The organism is Clostridium algidicarnis DSM 15099, from assembly GCF_002934235.1.
GTDB classification, from domain to species: Bacteria; Bacillota; Clostridia; order Clostridiales; family Clostridiaceae; genus Clostridium_L; species Clostridium_L algidicarnis.
The window spans coordinates 85933-105869 of record NZ_PTIS01000007.1 but is presented as its reverse complement, the minus strand read 5'-3'; the positions used below and the strand labels follow the sequence as shown (position 1 = coordinate 105869).

Annotated in this window: 15 protein-coding genes; all 15 read left to right on the top strand. The window is 30.2% G+C overall.

The window, feature by feature from the left end; all coding sequences use genetic code 11:
- The first annotated feature begins 14 nt into the window (after positions 1-14).
- The 15 genes from BD821_RS06745 (at position 15) to truB (ending at position 19932) form a co-directional block, all read left to right on the top strand.
- A complete protein-coding gene (locus tag BD821_RS06745) occupies positions 15-2375 on the top strand; it encodes a U32 family peptidase (RefSeq protein ID WP_104409826.1) in 2361 nt (786 codons plus the stop codon).
- Between the two features lie 63 nt (positions 2376-2438).
- Positions 2439-4799 carry an endonuclease MutS2 gene (locus BD821_RS06740; RefSeq protein WP_104409825.1) on the top strand — a complete coding sequence of 787 codons (2361 nt, stop codon included), beginning with the start codon at positions 2439-2441 and terminating at the stop codon, positions 4797-4799.
- 15 nt (positions 4800-4814) lie between these two features.
- Positions 4815-5267 carry a 2-thiouracil desulfurase family protein gene (locus BD821_RS06735; protein ID WP_029453035.1) on the top strand — a complete coding sequence of 151 codons (453 nt, stop codon included), beginning with the start codon at positions 4815-4817 and terminating at the stop codon, positions 5265-5267.
- 288 nt (positions 5268-5555) lie between these two features.
- On the top strand, positions 5556-6710 hold the full coding sequence (gene dxr / locus BD821_RS06730; RefSeq protein WP_104409824.1) for a 1-deoxy-D-xylulose-5-phosphate reductoisomerase: 1155 nt from the start codon (positions 5556-5558) through the stop codon (positions 6708-6710).
- A 14-nt stretch (positions 6711-6724) separates the two neighbouring features.
- The gene (rseP, locus tag BD821_RS06725; protein WP_104409823.1) at positions 6725-7735 is read left to right on the top strand and encodes an RIP metalloprotease RseP; all 1011 of its coding nucleotides are present in this window, start codon (positions 6725-6727) and stop codon (positions 7733-7735) included.
- Between the two features lie 12 nt (positions 7736-7747).
- On the top strand, positions 7748-8797 hold the full coding sequence (gene ispG / locus BD821_RS06720) for a flavodoxin-dependent (E)-4-hydroxy-3-methylbut-2-enyl-diphosphate synthase (protein WP_104409822.1): 1050 nt from the start codon (positions 7748-7750) through the stop codon (positions 8795-8797).
- Positions 8798-8926: 129 nt separating this feature from the next.
- Positions 8927-13240 (top strand): PolC-type DNA polymerase III, encoded by a 4314-nt coding sequence (locus BD821_RS06715; protein WP_104409821.1) that lies wholly within the window; start codon positions 8927-8929, stop codon positions 13238-13240.
- Between the two features lie 243 nt (positions 13241-13483).
- Entirely contained in the window at positions 13484-13945 is a 462-nt protein-coding gene (gene rimP / locus BD821_RS06710; protein ID WP_029453040.1) for a ribosome maturation factor RimP, read from the top strand.
- 13 nt (positions 13946-13958) lie between these two features.
- Positions 13959-15008 (top strand): transcription termination factor NusA, encoded by a 1050-nt coding sequence (nusA, locus tag BD821_RS06705; protein ID WP_104409836.1) that lies wholly within the window; start codon positions 13959-13961, stop codon positions 15006-15008.
- Positions 15009-15028: 20 nt separating this feature from the next.
- The gene (rnpM, locus tag BD821_RS06700) at positions 15029-15298 is read left to right on the top strand and encodes an RNase P modulator RnpM (RefSeq protein ID WP_104409820.1); all 270 of its coding nucleotides are present in this window, start codon (positions 15029-15031) and stop codon (positions 15296-15298) included.
- On the top strand, positions 15288-15590 hold the full coding sequence (locus tag BD821_RS06695) for a ribosomal L7Ae/L30e/S12e/Gadd45 family protein (RefSeq protein ID WP_104409819.1): 303 nt from the start codon (positions 15288-15290) through the stop codon (positions 15588-15590). The genes rnpM and BD821_RS06695 overlap by 11 nt, the downstream gene beginning before the upstream one ends.
- A gap of 47 nt (positions 15591-15637) precedes the next feature.
- Complete coding sequence (gene infB, locus BD821_RS06690; RefSeq protein WP_104409818.1) at positions 15638-17755, top strand: translation initiation factor IF-2; 2118 nt, start codon at positions 15638-15640, stop codon at positions 17753-17755.
- A gap of 14 nt (positions 17756-17769) precedes the next feature.
- Positions 17770-18126 carry a 30S ribosome-binding factor RbfA gene (gene rbfA / locus BD821_RS06685; RefSeq protein ID WP_029453045.1) on the top strand — a complete coding sequence of 119 codons (357 nt, stop codon included), beginning with the start codon at positions 17770-17772 and terminating at the stop codon, positions 18124-18126.
- Positions 18119-19063 carry a DHH family phosphoesterase gene (locus BD821_RS06680; protein WP_104409817.1) on the top strand — a complete coding sequence of 315 codons (945 nt, stop codon included), beginning with the start codon at positions 18119-18121 and terminating at the stop codon, positions 19061-19063. The genes rbfA and BD821_RS06680 overlap by 8 nt, the downstream gene beginning before the upstream one ends.
- On the top strand, positions 19063-19932 hold the full coding sequence (truB, locus tag BD821_RS06675; protein WP_104409816.1) for a tRNA pseudouridine(55) synthase TruB: 870 nt from the start codon (positions 19063-19065) through the stop codon (positions 19930-19932). The genes BD821_RS06680 and truB overlap by 1 nt, the downstream gene beginning before the upstream one ends.
- Positions 19933-19937: the final 5 nt, after the last annotated feature.

Below are 19937 nucleotides of genomic sequence, written 5' to 3'. Positions count from 1 at the left end.
CTAGGAGGATAAAAATGCAAAAAGTGGAACTTTTAGCTCCAGCAGGTAGTATGGAAAGTATATATGCTGCTATAAAAAGTGGTGCTGATGCTATATACATGGGAGGAAGCAAATTTTCAGCAAGAGCATACGCAACTAATTTTGATAACGAAGAATTGATAAAAGCCGTAGATTATATACACTTAAATGAAAAGAAGGTTTATATAACATTAAATACGTTAATAAAACAATGTGAATTAAAAGAAGTGATAGAATATATAGGTTTTTTATATGAAATAGGTGTGGATGCACTTATAACTCAGGATCTATCAATACCTTATATAGTTAAAGATAGATTCAAAGACTTTGAAATTCACGCATCTACTCAAATGACAATACACAATGGCGATGGTGCAATATGTCTTAAGGATTTAGGCTTTAAAAGAATAGTACTATCAAGAGAATTATCTTTAGAAGAGATAAAGTATATATCAGATACTTTAGATATAGAAACTGAAGTGTTTATCCATGGCGCCTTATGTATATGTTATTCAGGTCAGTGTTTAATGAGCAGCATTATTGGTGGTAGAAGTGGAAATAGAGGAAGATGTGCTCAGCCTTGTAGAATGCCCTATACTTTAATTAATAAAGATACTAAAGAAGAAAAGAGTGCATTCTTATTAAGCCCAAAAGATATGTGTACCTTAGAAGATTTAGAAGACATAATAAATACCAAAACATCTTCTTTAAAAATTGAAGGAAGAATGAAGAGGCCAGAATATGTGGCTGGAGTCGTAGAAACTTATAAAAATGCTATAGATGATATATTAAAAAATAAGGAAAAAGGAAATTTAGAAAAGGAAAAGAAAAAGCTATTACAATTATTTAACAGAGAAGGATTTTCCAAGGCATATCTTTATGGAAATAAGGGAAAAGATATGATGTCTTATAATTATCCTAAAAATACAGGCATATCCATAGGTATTGTTGATAAAGAAGGGTATATAACATTAAAAGAAAATATAAATTTAAAAGATGGAATAAGATATGATGATAAAGGATTTACTATATCTAAAATAATTTTAAAGGGTAAAGAGGTGTTAGGAGCTAAAATTGGGGAAAAGGTTATGCTTTATCCTTCAGAATATAAAAAGTCAAGGGAATTATTTAAAACTTTAGATATAGAATTAATGAAAGGCTACGAAAAGTATTACAAGGAAAAGACAAATATTTCAATAAAAGCTAAGGTGATATTTGAAATAGGGAAGCCTTTTTCCTTAGAGATTACCTATAAAGATAAGGTACAAACATTACAAGGCGCCATTGTAGAAAAAGCTAAAAATAGACCTTTAACTAAGGAAAAGATAGTAGAAAACCTTCAAAAGTCTTCAGATAACGTATTAAAAATATCTGATATAAAGTTTGAAGCTTATGAAGAAGGGTTTATTCCTATTTCTGCAATAAATGAAATTAGAAGAAATATTTTAAGGGAATTAGAAGAGGAAATAATAAAAGGCTATAGAAGAGATAAGGTAGCGGAAAACAATTATATTTTAAAAGAGAAAAAGATAGAACAAGCACCAGAAATAATGGTAGGTGTAAATACTCTTATGCAGTTAAAAGCTGCAATGGATAGCAATGTTAAAGATATAATTATAAATCCTTATTTTAGAGGAATTAAGTGTATAACATCCATAGATTTTTCTAAAATAGCTAAGGATACAAAAGTATATATAGAGATTCCTACTATAGTAAGAAAAGAATTTAATTCTATAGTAAGCTTTATTGAAAATAATAAAGAAAATATAGCAGGAATTGTTACATCAAATCTTGGAATAATAAACAGATTTAAAAATAGTGTTAATATAATTGGAAGTTATAAATTAAATTTATATAATAATTTGGCTTTAAACGTAATGGATGAATTTACAAACTTAAATTGTATAAGCATAGAACTTAATAGAAAAGAAATAAAAGAAGTGCTTAAAAAGAAGAGAAATAATTGTCAAGTATTTGTTTATGGAAAACCTGAGCTTATGGTAAGTGAATATTGTCCCATAGGAAGTGTAAATAAGTGTGGGCTTTTAGGAAACATATCCTCTAATAATAAACCAAAATGTTTAGAGGGTGAGTATGTACTAAGGGACAGGAAGAACATGGACTTTTTAGTTAAGACTGATAAGTTTTGTAGAAGTCATATATATAATACAGTACCTATAAATCTAATAGATAAAATAGAAGAGTTAAAAGGGTTTGGAGCAGATTCTTTTAGGCTAGATTTTATTGATGAAGATTATGAAAAAGTAATTTCAGTATTATCCACATTAAAAAATAAAGAGCTATTAGAGGGCATGGCAGATTATACTAGAGGGCATTATAAAAGGGGAGTAGATTAATTAGTTTAGGCTGTTTTAAAGGTTAAATAAAATAGTTTGTAGATAAAGAGGAGTTGATCACTTATGAATAACAGAGCGCTAAAGATATTAGAATTTAGCAAAGTAAAAGATGAAATTAAAAGATATGCATCTACTAAAGCTGCAAAAGATATTATAGATGATTTAGTGCCATATACTAATGTATATGAAGTAAATAGAAGCTTAAAAGAAACTGAAGAGGCCTTAAATAGCATGGTGAAAAAAGGGCCACCACCATTTTATGGTTTATATGATGTTAGAGATTATTTAATAAGGATTGAAAAAGGTGGTGGAGTTTTAGCCACTAATTTATTGAAAATAGCTCAAATGTTAAGGTGTAGCAGAGGTATTAAGGATTATGTAAATAGGAAGGTGGAAGAAGAATCTTTTCCTATGCTTGAAAATATATGTGAGGGTATAGTACCATTAAAATATTTAGAAGAGGAAATATTTCGAATTATAGTTAGTGATGAAGAAATTTCAGATAGGGCAAGTGATACTTTATACACCATAAGGAGAAGTTTAAAAGATAAAAATAGTTCATTAAAAGATAAGGTTAACTCTTTAATAAAAACATACTCTAAATATTTACAAGAAAATCTCTATACAGTAAGAGGGGATAGATACGTAATACCAGTAAAGGCAGAGCATAAGGGTATGGTTCCAGGGCTTGTACATGATCAGAGTTCATCAGGAGCCACCTTGTTTATAGAGCCTATGGGACTTGTAAATTTAAATAATGATATAAAAGAGCTTATGTTAAAAGAAGAAGCAGAAATTGAAAGAATACTAGATGAATTATGTTTTAAAATTTATGAAAAGATTGAAGTTATAAAAGTTAATGCACAAATTATTTGGGAAATAGATTTCATTTTTTCAAAGGCTAAGTATGCAAGTGAAATAAATGCTATAAAGCCAAAGGTAAACGAAGATGGAAGCTTCAATATAATACAAGGAAGACATCCGCTTATAGATCCAAAGGTAGTTGTACCCTCAGATATATATTTAGGTAAAGATTTCACTTCAATTGTTATAACAGGACCTAATACTGGAGGGAAAACTGTAACTTTAAAGACAGTTGGCCTTTTGCATGTAATGGCTATGAGTGGTGTTATGATACCAGCTGCATATAATTCTTCTATTAACTTTTTTGATGAAGTATTTGCAGATATAGGAGATGAACAAAGCATTGAACAAAGTTTATCTACATTCTCATCTCATATGACTAATATAGTAAGCATAATAAAGGAAGCTAATAAAGGCTCTTTGGTGCTTTTGGATGAACTTGGTGCTGGTACAGACCCTACAGAGGGAGCAGCTTTAGCTATGTCTATATTAGAGGATCTTAAATCTAAGGATGTAAAAATAATTGCAACTACTCATTATAGCGAGCTAAAAGTTTATGCTATTAATACTAAGGGCGTCGAGAATGCATCTGTAGAATTTGATGTTAAAACATTAAGACCCACCTATAGGTTACTTATTGGAATACCAGGAAAGTCTAATGCCTTTGAGATATCAAGAAAACTTGGGCTTCCTGATTATATTATTCAAAGCTCTAAAGAGCTTATATCAAAAGATAGTTTAGAATTTGAGGATTTAATTGAAAGCTTACAATCTAAAAGTGTTGATGCAGATAAATTTGAGAGAGAAGCTAGGTTATTAAAAGAAGAAAGCGAAAAGCTAAAGGAAAAATATGAACAAAAGCTTCAAGCTTTAGAAACTTCAAAGGAAAAGATATTAGAAGAATCCAAAAGAAAGGCTAAAATTGCTCTTAAAGATGCAAAAGAAGAAGCAGATGCTATATTAAAAAACATTAGGGAACTTGAAAAAATGGGGTATTCCTCTAAGGCAAGACAAGATATAGAAGAACATAGAAATAAATTAGCTAAGGAATTAGATAAACAAAGCACCACACTTATACCAAAAGAACATAAGGGTGAAAAATTAGTAAGTGTTAAACTTGGAGAAGAAGTATTTGTACCATCTTTAAATCAAAATGTTATAGTGCTTACAAATCCAGATAATAAGGGAGAGGTCCAAGTTGAAGCAGGTATAATGAAGATAAATCTTAAACTCGAAGACCTTAGAAAAATAAATAATAATAAAAGCTCAAAAGAAAGACGAAATAGTAAAAAACAAGTTAATTTAAATTTAAAAAGTGTAGGTGCATCTGTAGATCTTAGAGGTCAAGATTCTGAAGAGGCTTGTTATAATGCTGATAAGTACTTAGATGAGGCGTACTTAGGAGGTCTTGGATTAGTCTCTCTTATACATGGAAAGGGTACAGGAGTACTTAGAAAGGCTATAAATGACATGCTCAAAAGGCATCCTCATGTTAAAAACTTTAGGCTTGGTGAATATGGAGAAGGTGGCGATGGGGTAACCATGGTACAATTAAAGTAGTAAAGGGTGAGTTTTTTGATTATAGTAAGTGCATGCCTTTATGGCGTAAATTGTAGATATGATGGAAAATCTAGCGAAAATGCTAAAATAATTAATGCTTTTAAAGAAGACCAAATTATTTTAGTGTGTCCAGAAGAATTGGGTGGGCTTAAGACACCAAGAACCCCTTGTGAGATATATAAGGGGACGGGTAAAGAGGTGTTGAATGGTTTGTGTAAAGTTAAGTCATCAAAGGGTGAAGATTTCACAAGCTACTTTATAAAAGGTGCAGAAGAGACTTTAAAGATAGCAAAAACTTTTGATGTTAAAAAAGCTATTTTAAAATCTAAAAGTCCATCTTGTGGGCTTAATACAATTTATAACGGAGATTTTGATAAAACCTTAGTTAAAGGTAATGGCGTAACTGCACAATTGCTTATAAATAATGGAATAGATGTAATAACAGAAAATGAAATCGATGAATATTAAAACAAAGAATAATAAAAGAAATTTATTAAAAGGCAGCTTTCTTTTGATAAATTTCTTTTATTCAAAGATAAAGATTACATAACAATTATTATGTAATCTAAATTTAAACGTAAACTAAAAATTTAAATTATAAAAATTACCAAAAGGAATAATTAAAAAGATATATTAATAAAATAATAATAATTACTCTGTTTAACAAACTTACTTTATATAAAAGAATAAATATGGTATATTAAATTTTATAAGAATTATATACTAAGATTTAGTTAAAACTTAGGAGGAAGGTTAATGAAAAATATCACGATAATTGGAGCTACAGGATCTATAGGTATGCAAACCTTAGATGTAATTAAAAAAGACAGGGACAATTTTAATCTTGTAGCAGTATCTTTAAATAAAAGCTATGAAAAAGCTATTGAAATAATAGAAGAATTCCAGCCTAAATATATGGTAGTGAATGATTATGAAACTTATAAAGCAATTAATCAATTTGTAGATAAAGAAAAAAAGAAAACTTTATTATTAAATGATATAGAAGGATTAAATTATATTGCATCTTTAGATGAAATTGATACAGTAGTTACATCTATAGTTGGAATGATAGGGCTAGAACCTACACTTAAAGCTATTAGATCTGGTAAAAATATAGCACTTGCAAATAAAGAAACTCTAGTAGTAGCTGGGGACCTTATAATGGAAGAGGCCAGAATAAATAATGTTAGTATACTGCCTGTAGATTCAGAACATAGTGCGATTTTTCAATGTATCCAAGGAAATAAAGAGAATAGAATAAATAAAATAATTTTAACTGCATCTGGAGGTCCTTTTAGAGGGAAAAGCATAGAAGATTTAAAAAAGGTTACATTGGAAGAAGCATTAAATCATCCTAATTGGAAAATGGGAAGCAAAATAACTATTGATTCAGCAACACTTATGAATAAAGGTTTAGAAGTAATAGAAGCACATCATTTATTTAATGTGGACTATGAAGACATAAATGTGGTAGTGCATCCACAAAGTATAATACATTCTGGGGTAGAATTTAAAGATAGATCTGTTATTACACAGATGGGTAATCCAGATATGAGGCTGCCTATACAATATGCTTTAAATTATCCAAAGAGAAAGGAAGCTGTAGTAGATACACTAGACTTTTTTTCTTTAAAACCTTTAACCTTTGAAAAGCCTGATATGAACACATTTAGATGTTTAAGTTTAGCTTTTGAAGCAGGTAAAATGGGAGGAATTATGCCAACTATATTAAATGCTGCAAATGAAGTATGCGTTAGTCTTTTTATAAGTAAGAAAATAAACTTCTTAGAGATACCTGTTATAATAGAAGAATGCATGAGAAAATTTAATTTTAATGTAGAATTAAATTTAAAAAACATAAAAGATGCAGATAAAGAAGTAAGGTCATATATAAACTTAAAATATAATTAGGAGGAATATAATATATGTATATAGTTTGGGCTGTATTAGCATTTAGTATGCTTATAGTTGGACACGAATTAGGACATTTTACCATTGCAAAGCTTAATGGAATAAAGGTTGAAGAATTTTCACTAGGAATGGGTCCTAAAATTTTTGGGTTTAAGGGTAAAGAAACAGAATATCTTATAAAGGCCTTGCCTATTGGTGGTTATGTAAAAATGCTTGGAGAAGAGGATAATGTAAATGATGAAAGAGCATTTTCATCTAAATCTCCTTTAAGAAGAATAAGTGTAATAGCGGCAGGACCTATAATGAATTTTATACTAGCTTTACTTTTATTTGCAATTATAGCTATGAATAATGGCTTTGTGTTACCTAAGATAAATGAAGTTATTGATAACTCACCTGCTATGGAATCAGGACTTATTTCTGGAGATAATATAAAAAGTCTTAACGGAAAAAAGATTTCAACATGGGAAGATTTTGCTATGGGTGTATCTTTAGGAAAGGGCGAAAATATAAACTTACAAATTGAAAGAAGTGGAGAAATTAAAGATCTTATTATAACCCCTAGATTTAATGAAGAATTAAATAAATATGCTGTAGGTATATCACCTGCCATAATGGAAAAACCGAATTTCATTCAATCTGTTAATTATGGAGTGTTACAAAGTAAGTCATTAATTAATCAAACATTTGGAGCTTTAAAAACTATATTCACAGGAAAGGCTACATTAAATGATGTAGGAGGACCTGTTACTATAATCAAGGCAACCGGTGCAGCAGCTAAATCTGGAATATGGAATTTGTTGCTTTTTGCTGGGTTTTTAAGTATACAATTAGGTATATTTAATCTGCTACCATTCCCAGCTTTAGACGGAGGATGGATTTTCTTATTGTTTATAGAACTTATAACTCGTAAAAAGATAAGTGATAAAATAATAGGCACATTAAATTATATTGGGTTCTCATGTCTTATAGTGATAATGATATTAGTAACTATAAAGGACATATTACGCCCTATAAGTTTTTAGGAGATGAATAAAATGGATAGAAAAACTACTCGTAAAGTTAAGGTTGGAAATATATATGTAGGAGGAGATGCTCCTATAACTATTCAATCTATGACTAATACAGATACTCGAGATATAAAAGCCACAGTAGCTCAAATTAATGAATTAACGAAAGCAGGATGTGACATAATAAGATGTGCAGTTCCAGATATGGAAGCTGCAGTAGCTATAAAGGAAATAGTAAAACAAATTGATATTCCTCTAGTTGCAGACATACATTTTGATTATAGATTAGCTTTAGAATCTATAAATAATGGTATATCAGCCCTAAGAATAAATCCTGGCAATATTGGAAGTTTAGATAGGGTAGAATTATTAGCAAAAAAGGCTAAGGAAAAAGACATACCCATACGAATAGGTGTAAATAGTGGATCTTTAGATAAAACACTTTTAGCTAAATATGGGAAAGTTACATCAAAGGCATTAGTAGAAAGTGCTCTTAGTCATATAAGTATATTAGAAAAGGTTAATTTTAATGATATTGTTATATCTATTAAGTCTTCTGATGTACCTATGATGATAGATAGTTATAGATTAATGTCAAAAGCCACAGATTACCCTCTTCATTTAGGTGTTACAGAGGCAGGGACTATATGGAGAGGCAGCATAAAGTCCTCTGTAGGAATAGGTGCACTGTTATCGGAAGGTATTGGAGATACTATAAGAGTATCACTTACTGGTGATCCTTTAGAAGAAATAAAGGTAGGTAAAGAAATTTTGAAATCACTTGGACTAATTAAAGGTGGAATTGAATTTATATCTTGCCCTACTTGTGGTAGGACTCAAATAGACCTTATAAATATAGCAAAACAGGTTGAGGACAGGATTTCTAATTTAGATAAAAACATTAAAGTTGCTGTTATGGGCTGCGTAGTTAATGGACCTGGAGAAGCAAGGGAAGCAGACATAGGCATTGCTGGAGGTAATGGCGAAGGTTTAATATTTAAAAAAGGTGAAATAATAAAAAAAGTAAAAGAAAATGAACTCGTAGAAGCACTAATAAAAGAAATAGAAAGTATGTAGGTTAAATCCTACATACTTTCTATTAACTACTATCATATTAAAGGAGGTGAACTGTTCCAAAATTTATAATTAATATTAAATTCATAACTACTTTATAGATTATTATAAGATTTTGGTAACGGAAGAAAAATGAGTATAGATATAACTCAAGATACTCCTGTTTTAAAAAAAGGATTATTCGATAAAGAAATATTTGAAGACATGGAATTATTAAAGATTCAATTTTATAAAAAAAGCAATAATTTAAAGATTATATTAAAATCACCTTATCAATTAGATGTATCAAAAGAAAAAGAAATTAAGTCAATAATACAAAAAGAATTAGGACTAAATTTTAATATAGAATTAGTTTGTTATAAAGATATTAAAAATGCTTCATTAGAAGATGTAATAACAACACATTGGGTTGATTTAATGACAGATGTGGTAGACAAGATGCCGGTATTTAAAGATATATTAATTTCAGGTAAAAAAAGTGTAAATGGTAACAAAATAGAAATACATTATGGTAATGAATTTATGTGCAAAATGATTAAAAGACGTAAATTTAATGAATTTATGAAAAATAGTATAGAAGGTCTTTTTGGAATACAATGTGGAATAGATATAATTTATGATGAAAGTCTAAAAGAGAAGGATTATATAAAATCAACTCAAAAAGAAAATATAACTATGATAGAAAAAGCATTTAAAAATGTGGATATAACAAAAAAACCATCTAAACAAAGTACTGCTAATAAAAGTACTAGGTATAATGAAAATGGTAATGATTATTCAAATGAAAATGTAATACTTGGAAGAAACATTACTGAAGATAGTGTGCCTATTGAATCTTTAGATCAAACTTCTGGAGTGGTGACTGTTTTAGGCGACATTTTTAAAAGTGAGGTAATTGAAACTAAAACGGGTAAAAAAATAGTAACATTTGCTTTAACAGATTATACGAGTTCTATTACGGTTAAGTGTTTTCTAAGACCAAAGGATACAGAAAGAGTATTGGAAAATATAAAAACAGGATTACATTGTAAGATAAAAGGTGAAGTTACAAATGATCCTTATGCAAAAGAAATAGTTATAATGGTAAGAAATATTGTTAAGGTTCCTAAGATAGAGAGAATGGATACCAATGATGAAAAACGGGTGGAATTACACCTGCATTCTACTATGAGTGCTATGGATGCTATAACACCTATTGGTAAATTGGTAGAAAGAGCTGCAAAGTGGGGACATAAGGCAATTGCCATTACAGATCATGGTGTAGTTCAAGCTTATCCTGAAGCTATGGAAGCAGGTAAAAAACATGGTATAAAAATCATCTATGGTGTTGAAGGATACTTAGTAGACAATGGTATACCAATAGTTGAAAAAGAAAAAGGACAAAATTTCAAAGATATTTTTGTGGTATTTGACCTTGAAACCACAGGATTCTCTAGTAAAAATGATAGTATAATTGAAATTGGTGCGGTTAAAATTAAAGAAGGTAAAATAATAGACAGGTTTAGTGAATTTGTAAATCCTAAAAGAATAATACCTTCAAAAATTGTTGAATTAACAAGTATAACTGATGATATGGTTAGGGATAGTGATTATATAGAAGATGTTTTGCCAAGGTTTATGAACTTTGCCGGCGATGCTGTACTAGTAGCACATAATGCACCTTTTGATATATCTTTTATAAGAAAAAATTGTGGAGATATGAATATAAAATTAAATAATTCTGTTCTAGATACAATACCTCTTGCAAGGTTTTTATATCCAGAACTAAAAAGATATAAATTAAATGTAGTTGCAAAACATCTAGGAATATCCCTTGATAATCATCATAGGGCTATAGATGATGCAAAGGCTACAGCGGATATTCTTATAAAAGGTATAGAAGACTTAGAAGAAAAAGGGATTTTTAATTTGAATGATTTAAATGATGAGTTTTTAAAAAACGTAAATATAAAAAAACAACCTACATACCACATAATTTTATTAGCTAAAAACCAGGTAGGTATTAAAAATTTATATAAACTTATATCAGAAGCTCATTTAGATAACTTTTTTAAGCATCCAAGGCTTCCTAAAACCTTAATATCCAAATATAGGGAAGGCTTAATTGTGGGATCAGCCTGTGAAGCTGGAGAAATTTATAGAGCAATCCTAGAGGGTAAAAATGATGAAGAATTAGAGCGTATCGCAGATTTTTATGATTATTTAGAAATTCAGCCCTTAGAAAATAATGAGTTTCTAATAAGAAATGGAAGAGTAAAAGATAAAGAAGAATTAATTCAAATAAATAAAAAAATATGCGAGCTTGCAAAGAAAAAAGGAAAAATTGTGGTTGCTACTGGAGATGTACATTTTCTTGAACCAAGAGATGAAGTCTTTAGAAGAATAATAATGGCAGGGCAAGGTTTTAGTGATGCGGATAACCAGCCACCATTATATTTTAGAACAACCACAGAGATGTTAAGAGAATTTTCATATCTAGGGGAAGAAAAATCGAAAGAAGTAGTTATATATAATACCCAAAAGATTTCAGATATTATTGAATATGTAAAACCTATTCCGGATGAAACTTTTCCACCTAAAATAGATGGTGCTGAGGAAGAGGTTAAAACCATGACTCTTAAAAGAGCTCATGATTTATATGGTGATGAGTTACCAGAAGTTGTTCAAAAAAGATTAGATAAAGAATTAAACTCTATAATAAGTAACGGGTATGCTGTGCTTTATTTAATTGCTCATAAATTAGTAGCTAAATCTTTAGAAGATGGATATCTTGTAGGGTCTAGGGGGTCTGTAGGTTCATCACTAGTTGCTACTATGTGTGATATAACAGAAGTTAATGGATTGCCTCCTCATTATGTATGCCCTAAATGTAAACATAGTGAATTTATTTTAGATGGATCTATAAGTTCGGGAGTAGACCTACCAGACAAGAATTGTGAGATATGTGAAAGTCTATACATAAAAGATGGCCACGATATTCCTTTTGAAACCTTTCTAGGATTTGAAGGAGACAAGGAACCAGATATTGACTTAAATTTTTCTGGGGAATATCAAGCTGTAGTCCATAAGTATACAGAAGTATTATTTGGTAAGGGTTATGTATTTAAAGCGGGAACTATTGGAACTATAGCAGAAAAAACTGCTTATGGCTTTGTAAGAAAATATTTAGCAGAAAAAGATATTATGGTAACTCAAGCTGAAATAGATAGGCTTACACTTGGGTGTACTGGAATAAAAAGAACTACAGGGCAACATCCTGGTGGAATAATGGTTGTTCCAAGGGATAATGAGATATTTAACTTTACTCCAATACAACATCCAGCAGATGATAATAGTACAGATATAATAACTACGCACTTTGATTATCATTCTATTAGTGGAAGGCTGCTTAAATTAGATATTTTAGGTCATGATGATCCTACAGTTTTAAGGATGCTTCAAGATCTTACAGGAATAGACCCTAAAAGCGTTCCTTTAAACGATAAAAAGGTTATGAGCTTATTTACATCTACAGAAGCTTTGGGGTTAACAAAAGAGCAGTTAGGATGCGAGGTTGGAACTTATGGACTGCCGGAATTTGGTACTAAATTTGTACGGCAGATGTTAATTGATACTCAGCCACAAACCTTTGCTGATTTGGTTAGAATATCTGGCCTTTCTCATGGTACTGATGTATGGGTTAATAATGCACAATACTATATAAAAGAAGGCTTTACAACGCTTAAGGATTGTATATCTACTAGAGATGACATAATGATATATTTAATGCATAAAAACGTACCTCCTAAAATAGCTTTTACTATAATGGAAAAGGTTAGAAAGGGTAAGGGGCTTAAAGAAGAGGATATAAAGGTTATGAAGGAAAACAATGTTCCTGATTGGTATATAGAATCTTGTGAAAAAATTAAGTATATGTTTCCTAAAGGCCATGCTGCAGCTTATGTAATGATGGCAGTTAGAATTGCTTATTTTAAAGTATATTATCCTGAAGCTTATTATGCCACTTACTTTACTGTTAGAGCTGACGACTTTGATGCAGATCTTATTATAAAAGGAGAAGAAGTTATAAAAGCTAAGATTTATGAAATTGGTAAGCTTGGAAATAACCTAACTCAAAAAGATAAAGGACTTTTAACCATATTAGAGCTTTCTTATGAAATGTATAAAAGAAATATAACCTTTTTAAAGGTAGATCTTTATAAATCACACCCAACTAAATTTTTAATTGAAGAAGATGGTATAAGGCCACCTTTAAATGGACTTCAAGGTGTAGGTGATAATGCAGCTAAAAGCATAGCTACATTTAGAAATGATGGGGAGTTTATTTCTAAAGAAGATCTTAGGACTCGAACAAAGGTTTCAAAAACAGTTATAGAGACTTTAAGTGTGCATGGATGTTTAAGGGGACTTCCTGAAACTAATCAGTTAAGTCTATTTACCTTATAAAACCACCATATTTGAAAAAACTGCTTGTAATAAACTTTTTATTATGATAATATATTATTGTAAAGTTTACTTAATATATTAGCTTCAAACAGAGTGGGTCAGAAAACCCGCTCTTTATATTTGTGTATGGGTAAAACGCAACGTCTGTTGCGTTTTTACTACAATATAGACTACTATATTGAATAAAGTTAGTATAAGTACATAAAATAAAGATTAATGTACCAAAACAAAAGGAGGGGTAAAATGAAACTTAATCCTTTAATTGAAAACTTAGATTTATTAATAAGACCAATAGTAGAAGATAAAGGTTATGAAATGTATTATTTAGAATTCGTAAAAGATGATGGAGAAAATTATTTAAGAGTATATATTGAAAGTGAAAATGGCATATCTTTGGAAGATTGTGAAAAGGTAAGTAGACCTATTAGCACTATGCTTGATGAAAAGGATCCAATCGCAGAATCTTATTATCTAGAAGTATCTTCACCAGGACTAAATAGGAGTTTACATACAGAAAAACATTATGGGGATAGTATTAATAAAGAAGTTCTAGTTAGATTAAATAAAAAGTTAAATGATAATAAATTATATAAGGGTACTTTAGTAAGTTTTGATAATGAAAATATAGTTTTATCAATAGAAGATGAAGCTTTAAGTATACCAAGAGATATAATTAAAGCTATGAATATAGAAGGGGAGATATAGGGTGTCTATTAAGATGAATGATGAATTTATAGATGCATTAAAAGAAATAGTTAAAGAAAAGGGTATAAGTTCAGATATGCTTTTTACTACAATTGAGGATGCCTTAGTTGCTGCTTACAAGAAGAATTATGCGAACTCTGGTGTATCATCACAAAATGTTAGGGTTACTATGAATAGAGAAACAGGAGAAATCCATGTTTATGCTCAAAAGGTTGTAGTGGAAATTACCGAAGATGAAGTAATAGAAATTTCAGTAGAAGATGCAAAAGAATTAAGTGCGCGCTATGAAATTGGTGATACAGTAGAAATAGAAGTTACACCTAAAACTTTTGGTAGGGTGGCGGCTCAACTAGCGAAACAAGTAGTAGTACAAAGAATAAAAGAAGCCGAAAGAAATATAGTGTATAATGAGTTTATAGAAAAAGAATTTGATATAATAACAGGATCTGTAATTAGAAAAGATAAGGGTAATGTTTTTGTAGACCTTGGAAAAATAGAAGCAGTGCTAGGACCTAATGAGCAGATGCCAGGTGAAGAGTATATCTTTAATGAAAAATTAAAGTTATATATAGTAGAAGTTAAAAATACCACAAAAGGTGCTCAAGTAATTGTATCTAGAACTCACCCAGGACTTATAAAAAGATTATTTGAACTGGAAGTTCCAGAAATATATGAAGGCATAGTAGAAGTTAAAAGTATTGCAAGAGAAGCAGGTGCACGTACTAAAATTTCAGTTTACTCTAAAGATGAAGCAATAGATGCTATGGGAGCATGTGTTGGTCCTAAAGGTATAAGAGTTCAAAAAATAGTAAACGAATTAAAAAATGAAAAAATAGATATAATTAAATGGAGCAAGGTTCCAGAAGAATATATTTCTAATTCATTAAGTCCTGCTAAGGTAGTAGATGTTAAAATAGAAGAGGACACTAAATGTGCTCAAGTTGTAGTAGAAGATAACCAATTGTCTTTAGCTATAGGTAAAGAAGGCCAAAATGTAAGACTCGCAGCTAAGCTTACAGGCTGGAAAATAGATATTAAAAGCATGTCAAGTGTTTCACAATAATCATAAAGAGGTGTTGTGATATGAAAGTTAAAAAGATACCGCTAAGAATGTGTAACGGGTGTATGGAAATGAATCCAAAAAAAGAAATGATTAGAATTGTTAAGAGTCCTGAAGGAGAAGTTTCTGTAGATTTAACTGGCAAAAAATCCGGTAGAGGCGCATATATTTGTAAAAGTTCATCATGCTTAGAAAAAGCCTTTAAAAACAAAAGATTAAATAAAAATCTCGAAACTAATATTGATGAAAACATATATGAAACTTTAAAACAAGAGGTAATAAATGACAGATAGCTTTTTGCAATTTTTAGGTCTAGTAAAGAGATCAGGAAATTTACTAGAAGGATATAATAGATGTGAAGAAGCTATACAAAAAAACAAGAAAATATATCTGATTATATTGTCAATGGATCTTTCTCCTAAAAGTAGAAAAGAGTTTTTAAAATATTGCCATGAAAAAGGTATAAAGTGTATTGAATGTTACTCAAAAGAAGAACTTGGAAGTAGTGTTGGAAGGCAAGAAATAAATATTCTAGCAGTATTAAATAAAAACATGAGTGATAAATTAATGGACTCTTATAAATAATAAATTATGCGTAATCTTTTAAAAAATTAATTTCGGGGGTGAATGAATTGTCAAAGATAAGAATTTATGAATTAGCAAAGGAATTGAAAATTACAAGTAAAGAGCTTATAAAGTCATTAATGGATGAATTTGACGTAGAAGTTAAAAATCATATGAGTGTCATTGAGGATGAAGAGGCTAATTTAATAAAAGAGTTGATTGAAGAAAGAGCAAAGGCTGAAAAAGATAAAGAAACTAATAAAGCTAATGAAGAAAATAAGTCAAAGAATATAGTAGAAGAATATGAAGAAATAGTTTCAGAAGAAATAAATAAACAAGTTAAAAAATCTAAATTTAAGAATAAAAGAGGCGATAAGAGTCCTCGATATTCGGAAGAGGAAGGCTCAAATATGGAAGAAAATTCAGTTGAAGATAAGATTATAGTAGAAATAGGAAATAATATCACGGTTAAAGATTTTGCAGAGAAGATTGATAAACCTATAGTGGAGGTTATAAAAGCTCTAATATTTAGTGGAGTAATGGCAGCAATAAACCAAGAAATTGATTTTAAAACTGCAGAAAAGGCAGCTGAAAAGCTTGATATAACACTAGTATTAAAAGAAGAGGAATTAGAAAAATTAGAGGAAGTAAATATAGAAGAAGATACAGAAGCAGAAAAAAGACCTCCTATAGTTACTGTAATGGGACACGTTGATCATGGTAAGACTTCTTTATTAGATGCTATAAGAAAAGCAAAGGTAACTGAAAATGAAGCAGGCGGAATAACTCAGCACATAGGAGCTTATACTGTAGAGGTAAGTGGAGAAAAGATAACATTTTTAGATACTCCAGGTCATGAAGCTTTTACAGCAATGAGATCTCGTGGAGCACAGGTTACAGATGTTGTAATATTAGTAGTAGCAGCAGATGATGGAATAATGCCTCAAACAAAAGAAGCTATAAATCACTGTAAAGCAGCTAATGTTCCTATGGTAGTTGCTATAAACAAAATGGATAAACCTTCAGCAAATCTTGACAAAGTAAAACAAGAACTTTCAGATCATGGTTTAGTTCCAGAAGAATGGGGTGGAGATACTATATGTGTTCCTGTATCGGCTCGTTCAAAGGAAGGTATAGATACATTACTTGAAATGGTATTACTTTCTTCTGAAATTTTAGAATTAAAAGCAAACTCTAAGAGAAAAGCTATAGGTACAGTTATAGAAGGCCAATTAGATAAAGGAAGAGGACCAGTTGCTACATTGTTAGTTCAAAATGGTACTTTAAATGTAGGAGATGCTATATTAGTTGGTAGTACTTATGGAAGAATAAGAGCTATGTTTGATGATAAGGGTAAAAACATTAAATCAGCAGGACCTTCAATTCCAGTAGAAATCTTAGGACTTTCTGAAGTACCATCAGCAGGAGATAGGTTCCATGAAGTAAAAGATGAAAAGACAGCTAGAAATATGGCTCAAACAAGAAAAGATAAGGATAAAGAAAAATACCTTCAAGCAAATCATAGGGTATCTTTAGAAGACTTATATAGTCAAATTCAAGAAGGAAAAATAAAAGAACTAGGAGTTATAGTAAAAGCAGATATGCAAGGTTCTGTAGAAGCCATAAAACAATCCTTAGAGAAATTATCTTCAGAAACTGTTAAAGTAAGAGTTCTTCATGGAGCAGTAGGTGCTATTACAGAAACTGATATAAGTCTTGCAGCAGCTTCAAATGCATTGGTAATTGGATTTAATGTAAGACCAGATGGAAATGCAATTACTCTAGCAGAAAAAGAAGATGTGGATATAAAGACTTATAGAATCATCTACGATGCTATTGAAGATATAAGAACAGCAATGATTGGAATGCTTGAACCAGAATATAAAGAGGTTGTACTTGGGAAAGCTGAAATTAGACAGATTTATAAAGTATCTAATCTTGGTACTATAGCTGGTTGTTATGTAACAGAGGGTAAAATAACAAGAAGTAGTGATGTAAGAATAATAAGAGACGGAATAGTTATATTTGAATCTAAATTAGCATCATTAAAAAGATTTAAAGATGATGCAAAAGAAGTGAATACAGGATATGAATGTGGACTTAGTATTGAAAAATATAATGACCTTAAAGAAGGCGACATAATAGAAGCCTTTACTATGCAAGAAATAAAAAAAGATAAATTATAAGAGGAGGGATTGTATTGGCTAATTACAGAGGTGGAAGAATTAACGAAGAGATGAAAAAGGAAATTAGTGATATAATCCGAAATCATCTTAAAGATCCTAGAATAAATGCTATGGTAAGTGTTACAGGTGTTAATGTCACCAAAGATTTACAATATGCTAAAGTTTATATTAGTATCTTCGGGAATGAGACGGAAGAAAAGGAAACTTTAGAGGCACTAAAAAGCTCTTCTGGATTTATAAGAAGAGAAATAGGTAAGAGGATTAACCTCAGACATAACCCAGAAATTTTGATTGAACTAGACACAAGTATAGAACATGGAATGCATATAGAATCCTTACTACAAAAGATAAAGGAAAATAAAAATGAATAAAATTGTTGAAAGTATCTTAAATTCAGATTCTATTGCAATAACTTATCATCAGTCACCAGATGGAGATGCTTTAGGTAGTGCTCTTGGATTGATGCTTGGACTAAGAAAAATTGGTAAAGAAGCCTATATTATATCAAGGGACAAAGTTCCTGGTATATATAGGTTTCTGCCTAATACCGAAGAAATAAAAGATAATGTTAGTTGCCCTAAGAAGAATACTCATTGCGTAATAGTGTTAGATTGTGGAAATGTAGAAAGAATTTCTGGAAAAATAGATAAATCTAAAATTAATCCTGTCATTAACATAGATCATCATCTTTCAAACAGTAAATATGGTGATATTAATTATGTTGATACTACGGCAGCTGCTACAGGCGAAATAGTTTATACTCTTTTAAAAAGCTTAGATGTAGTTATTGATACAGATATTGCAAAATGTTTATATACAGCAATAATAACCGATACTGGTTCTTTTAAGTATTCAAGTACAACTGCGAGTACACATGAAATTGCAGGTAAGCTTATAAAAACTGGTATTGATTTTCCACTAATTCATAGAACTATATTTGAAAATAAGCCACTTAGGAAGTTAAAACTCTATGGTCAGCTATTAGAGAAGGTTGAACTGTTTTTAAATGATAAATTAGCAATTATTGCTATGAATAAGGAGCAATCTACTTTATTAGAAGATAATTCTGAGATAATATCCCTTCAAATGCAAATAGATACTATTGAAGTTGGAGCATTTTTAAAAGAAGTAGAGGATGGTATAAAGATAAGTTTAAGATCTAAAGATAAAGTTGATGTACGAGCTATAGCTGAAGTTTTTGGCGGTGGCGGACATGAAAAGGCATCTGGACTTTTGTTAAGAGATGTTCATGATATAGAAAAGGCTAAAAAGACTTTAATAAACATTTTAGAAAAAGAGTTGATATAATGAATGGGGTTATTAATATTTACAAGCCAGAAGGAATGACCTCCTTTGATGCAGTAAGAAAAGTTAGGCATATAAGTAAAGAAAAAAAGGTGGGGCATATCGGAACTTTGGACCCTTTAGCTAAAGGTGTACTACCAATATGTGTAGGAAAAGCAACGAAAATTGTTGAATATCTTATGAGCGAGTCTAAGGTTTATAATGTGGAACTAGAATTAGGATTAGAAACTGATACCTACGATAGAGAAGGTAAAATTACTTCTAAGAAATCTACAGAACATATTAAAGAAGAAGATATTAGAACTGTTATAGAATCATTTATAGGAGAAAGCTATCAAGAACCACCTATGTACTCTGCTCTTAAAGTAAATGGTAAAAAACTTTACGATTTAGCTCGTGAAGGAATAGAGATAGAAAGAGAAAAAAGAAAGATAAACATAGAGTGTATTGAGATAGAAGAAATTAATATACCTTTTGTAACATTTAAAGTTGTTTGTTCAAAAGGAACCTATATTAGAAGCTTATGTAAGGATATTGGAAGCCTATTAAATTGTGGTGCTATGATGTCTAAATTAGAGAGAGAATCTACAGGAAACTTTGTGAAATCTAAATCTATAAATGTGTTAGAATTAACAGAGGAAAATATTAAGGAATATCTATTACCTATGGAGGCTGTATTGGATTATCCTACTATAGAGGTAAGTGATAAATTTTCAAGTCTTCTTATAAATGGTGTTTCAATAAAAGATCCATCATTAACTAAAGAAGCGCTGATAGAAAATAAGCTTTATAAGGTTTATAACAATTTAATTTTTATAGGTATCGGAAGTAAATTTACTAGTGGGTTTAAAATAGTTAAGTTATTGATATAAGAGGT

Coding starts and splice junctions, on each gene's coding strand:
- BD821_RS06745 (WP_104409826.1), top strand. CDS start 15: ATGCAAAAAGTGGAACTTTTAGCTCCAGCAGGTAGTATGGAAAGTATA.
- BD821_RS06740 (WP_104409825.1), top strand. CDS start 2,439: ATGAATAACAGAGCGCTAAAGATATTAGAATTTAGCAAAGTAAAAGAT.
- dxr (WP_104409824.1), top strand. CDS start 5,556: ATGAAAAATATCACGATAATTGGAGCTACAGGATCTATAGGTATGCAA.
- rseP (WP_104409823.1), top strand. CDS start 6,725: ATGTATATAGTTTGGGCTGTATTAGCATTTAGTATGCTTATAGTTGGA.
- ispG (WP_104409822.1), top strand. CDS start 7,748: ATGGATAGAAAAACTACTCGTAAAGTTAAGGTTGGAAATATATATGTA.
- BD821_RS06715 (WP_104409821.1), top strand. CDS start 8,927: ATGAGTATAGATATAACTCAAGATACTCCTGTTTTAAAAAAAGGATTA.
- rimP (WP_029453040.1), top strand. CDS start 13,484: ATGAAACTTAATCCTTTAATTGAAAACTTAGATTTATTAATAAGACCA.
- nusA (WP_104409836.1), top strand. CDS start 13,959: ATGAATGATGAATTTATAGATGCATTAAAAGAAATAGTTAAAGAAAAG.
- rnpM (WP_104409820.1), top strand. CDS start 15,029: ATGAAAGTTAAAAAGATACCGCTAAGAATGTGTAACGGGTGTATGGAA.
- BD821_RS06695 (WP_104409819.1), top strand. CDS start 15,288: ATGACAGATAGCTTTTTGCAATTTTTAGGTCTAGTAAAGAGATCAGGA.
- BD821_RS06680 (WP_104409817.1), top strand. CDS start 18,119: ATGAATAAAATTGTTGAAAGTATCTTAAATTCAGATTCTATTGCAATA.
- truB (WP_104409816.1), top strand. CDS start 19,063: ATGAATGGGGTTATTAATATTTACAAGCCAGAAGGAATGACCTCCTTT.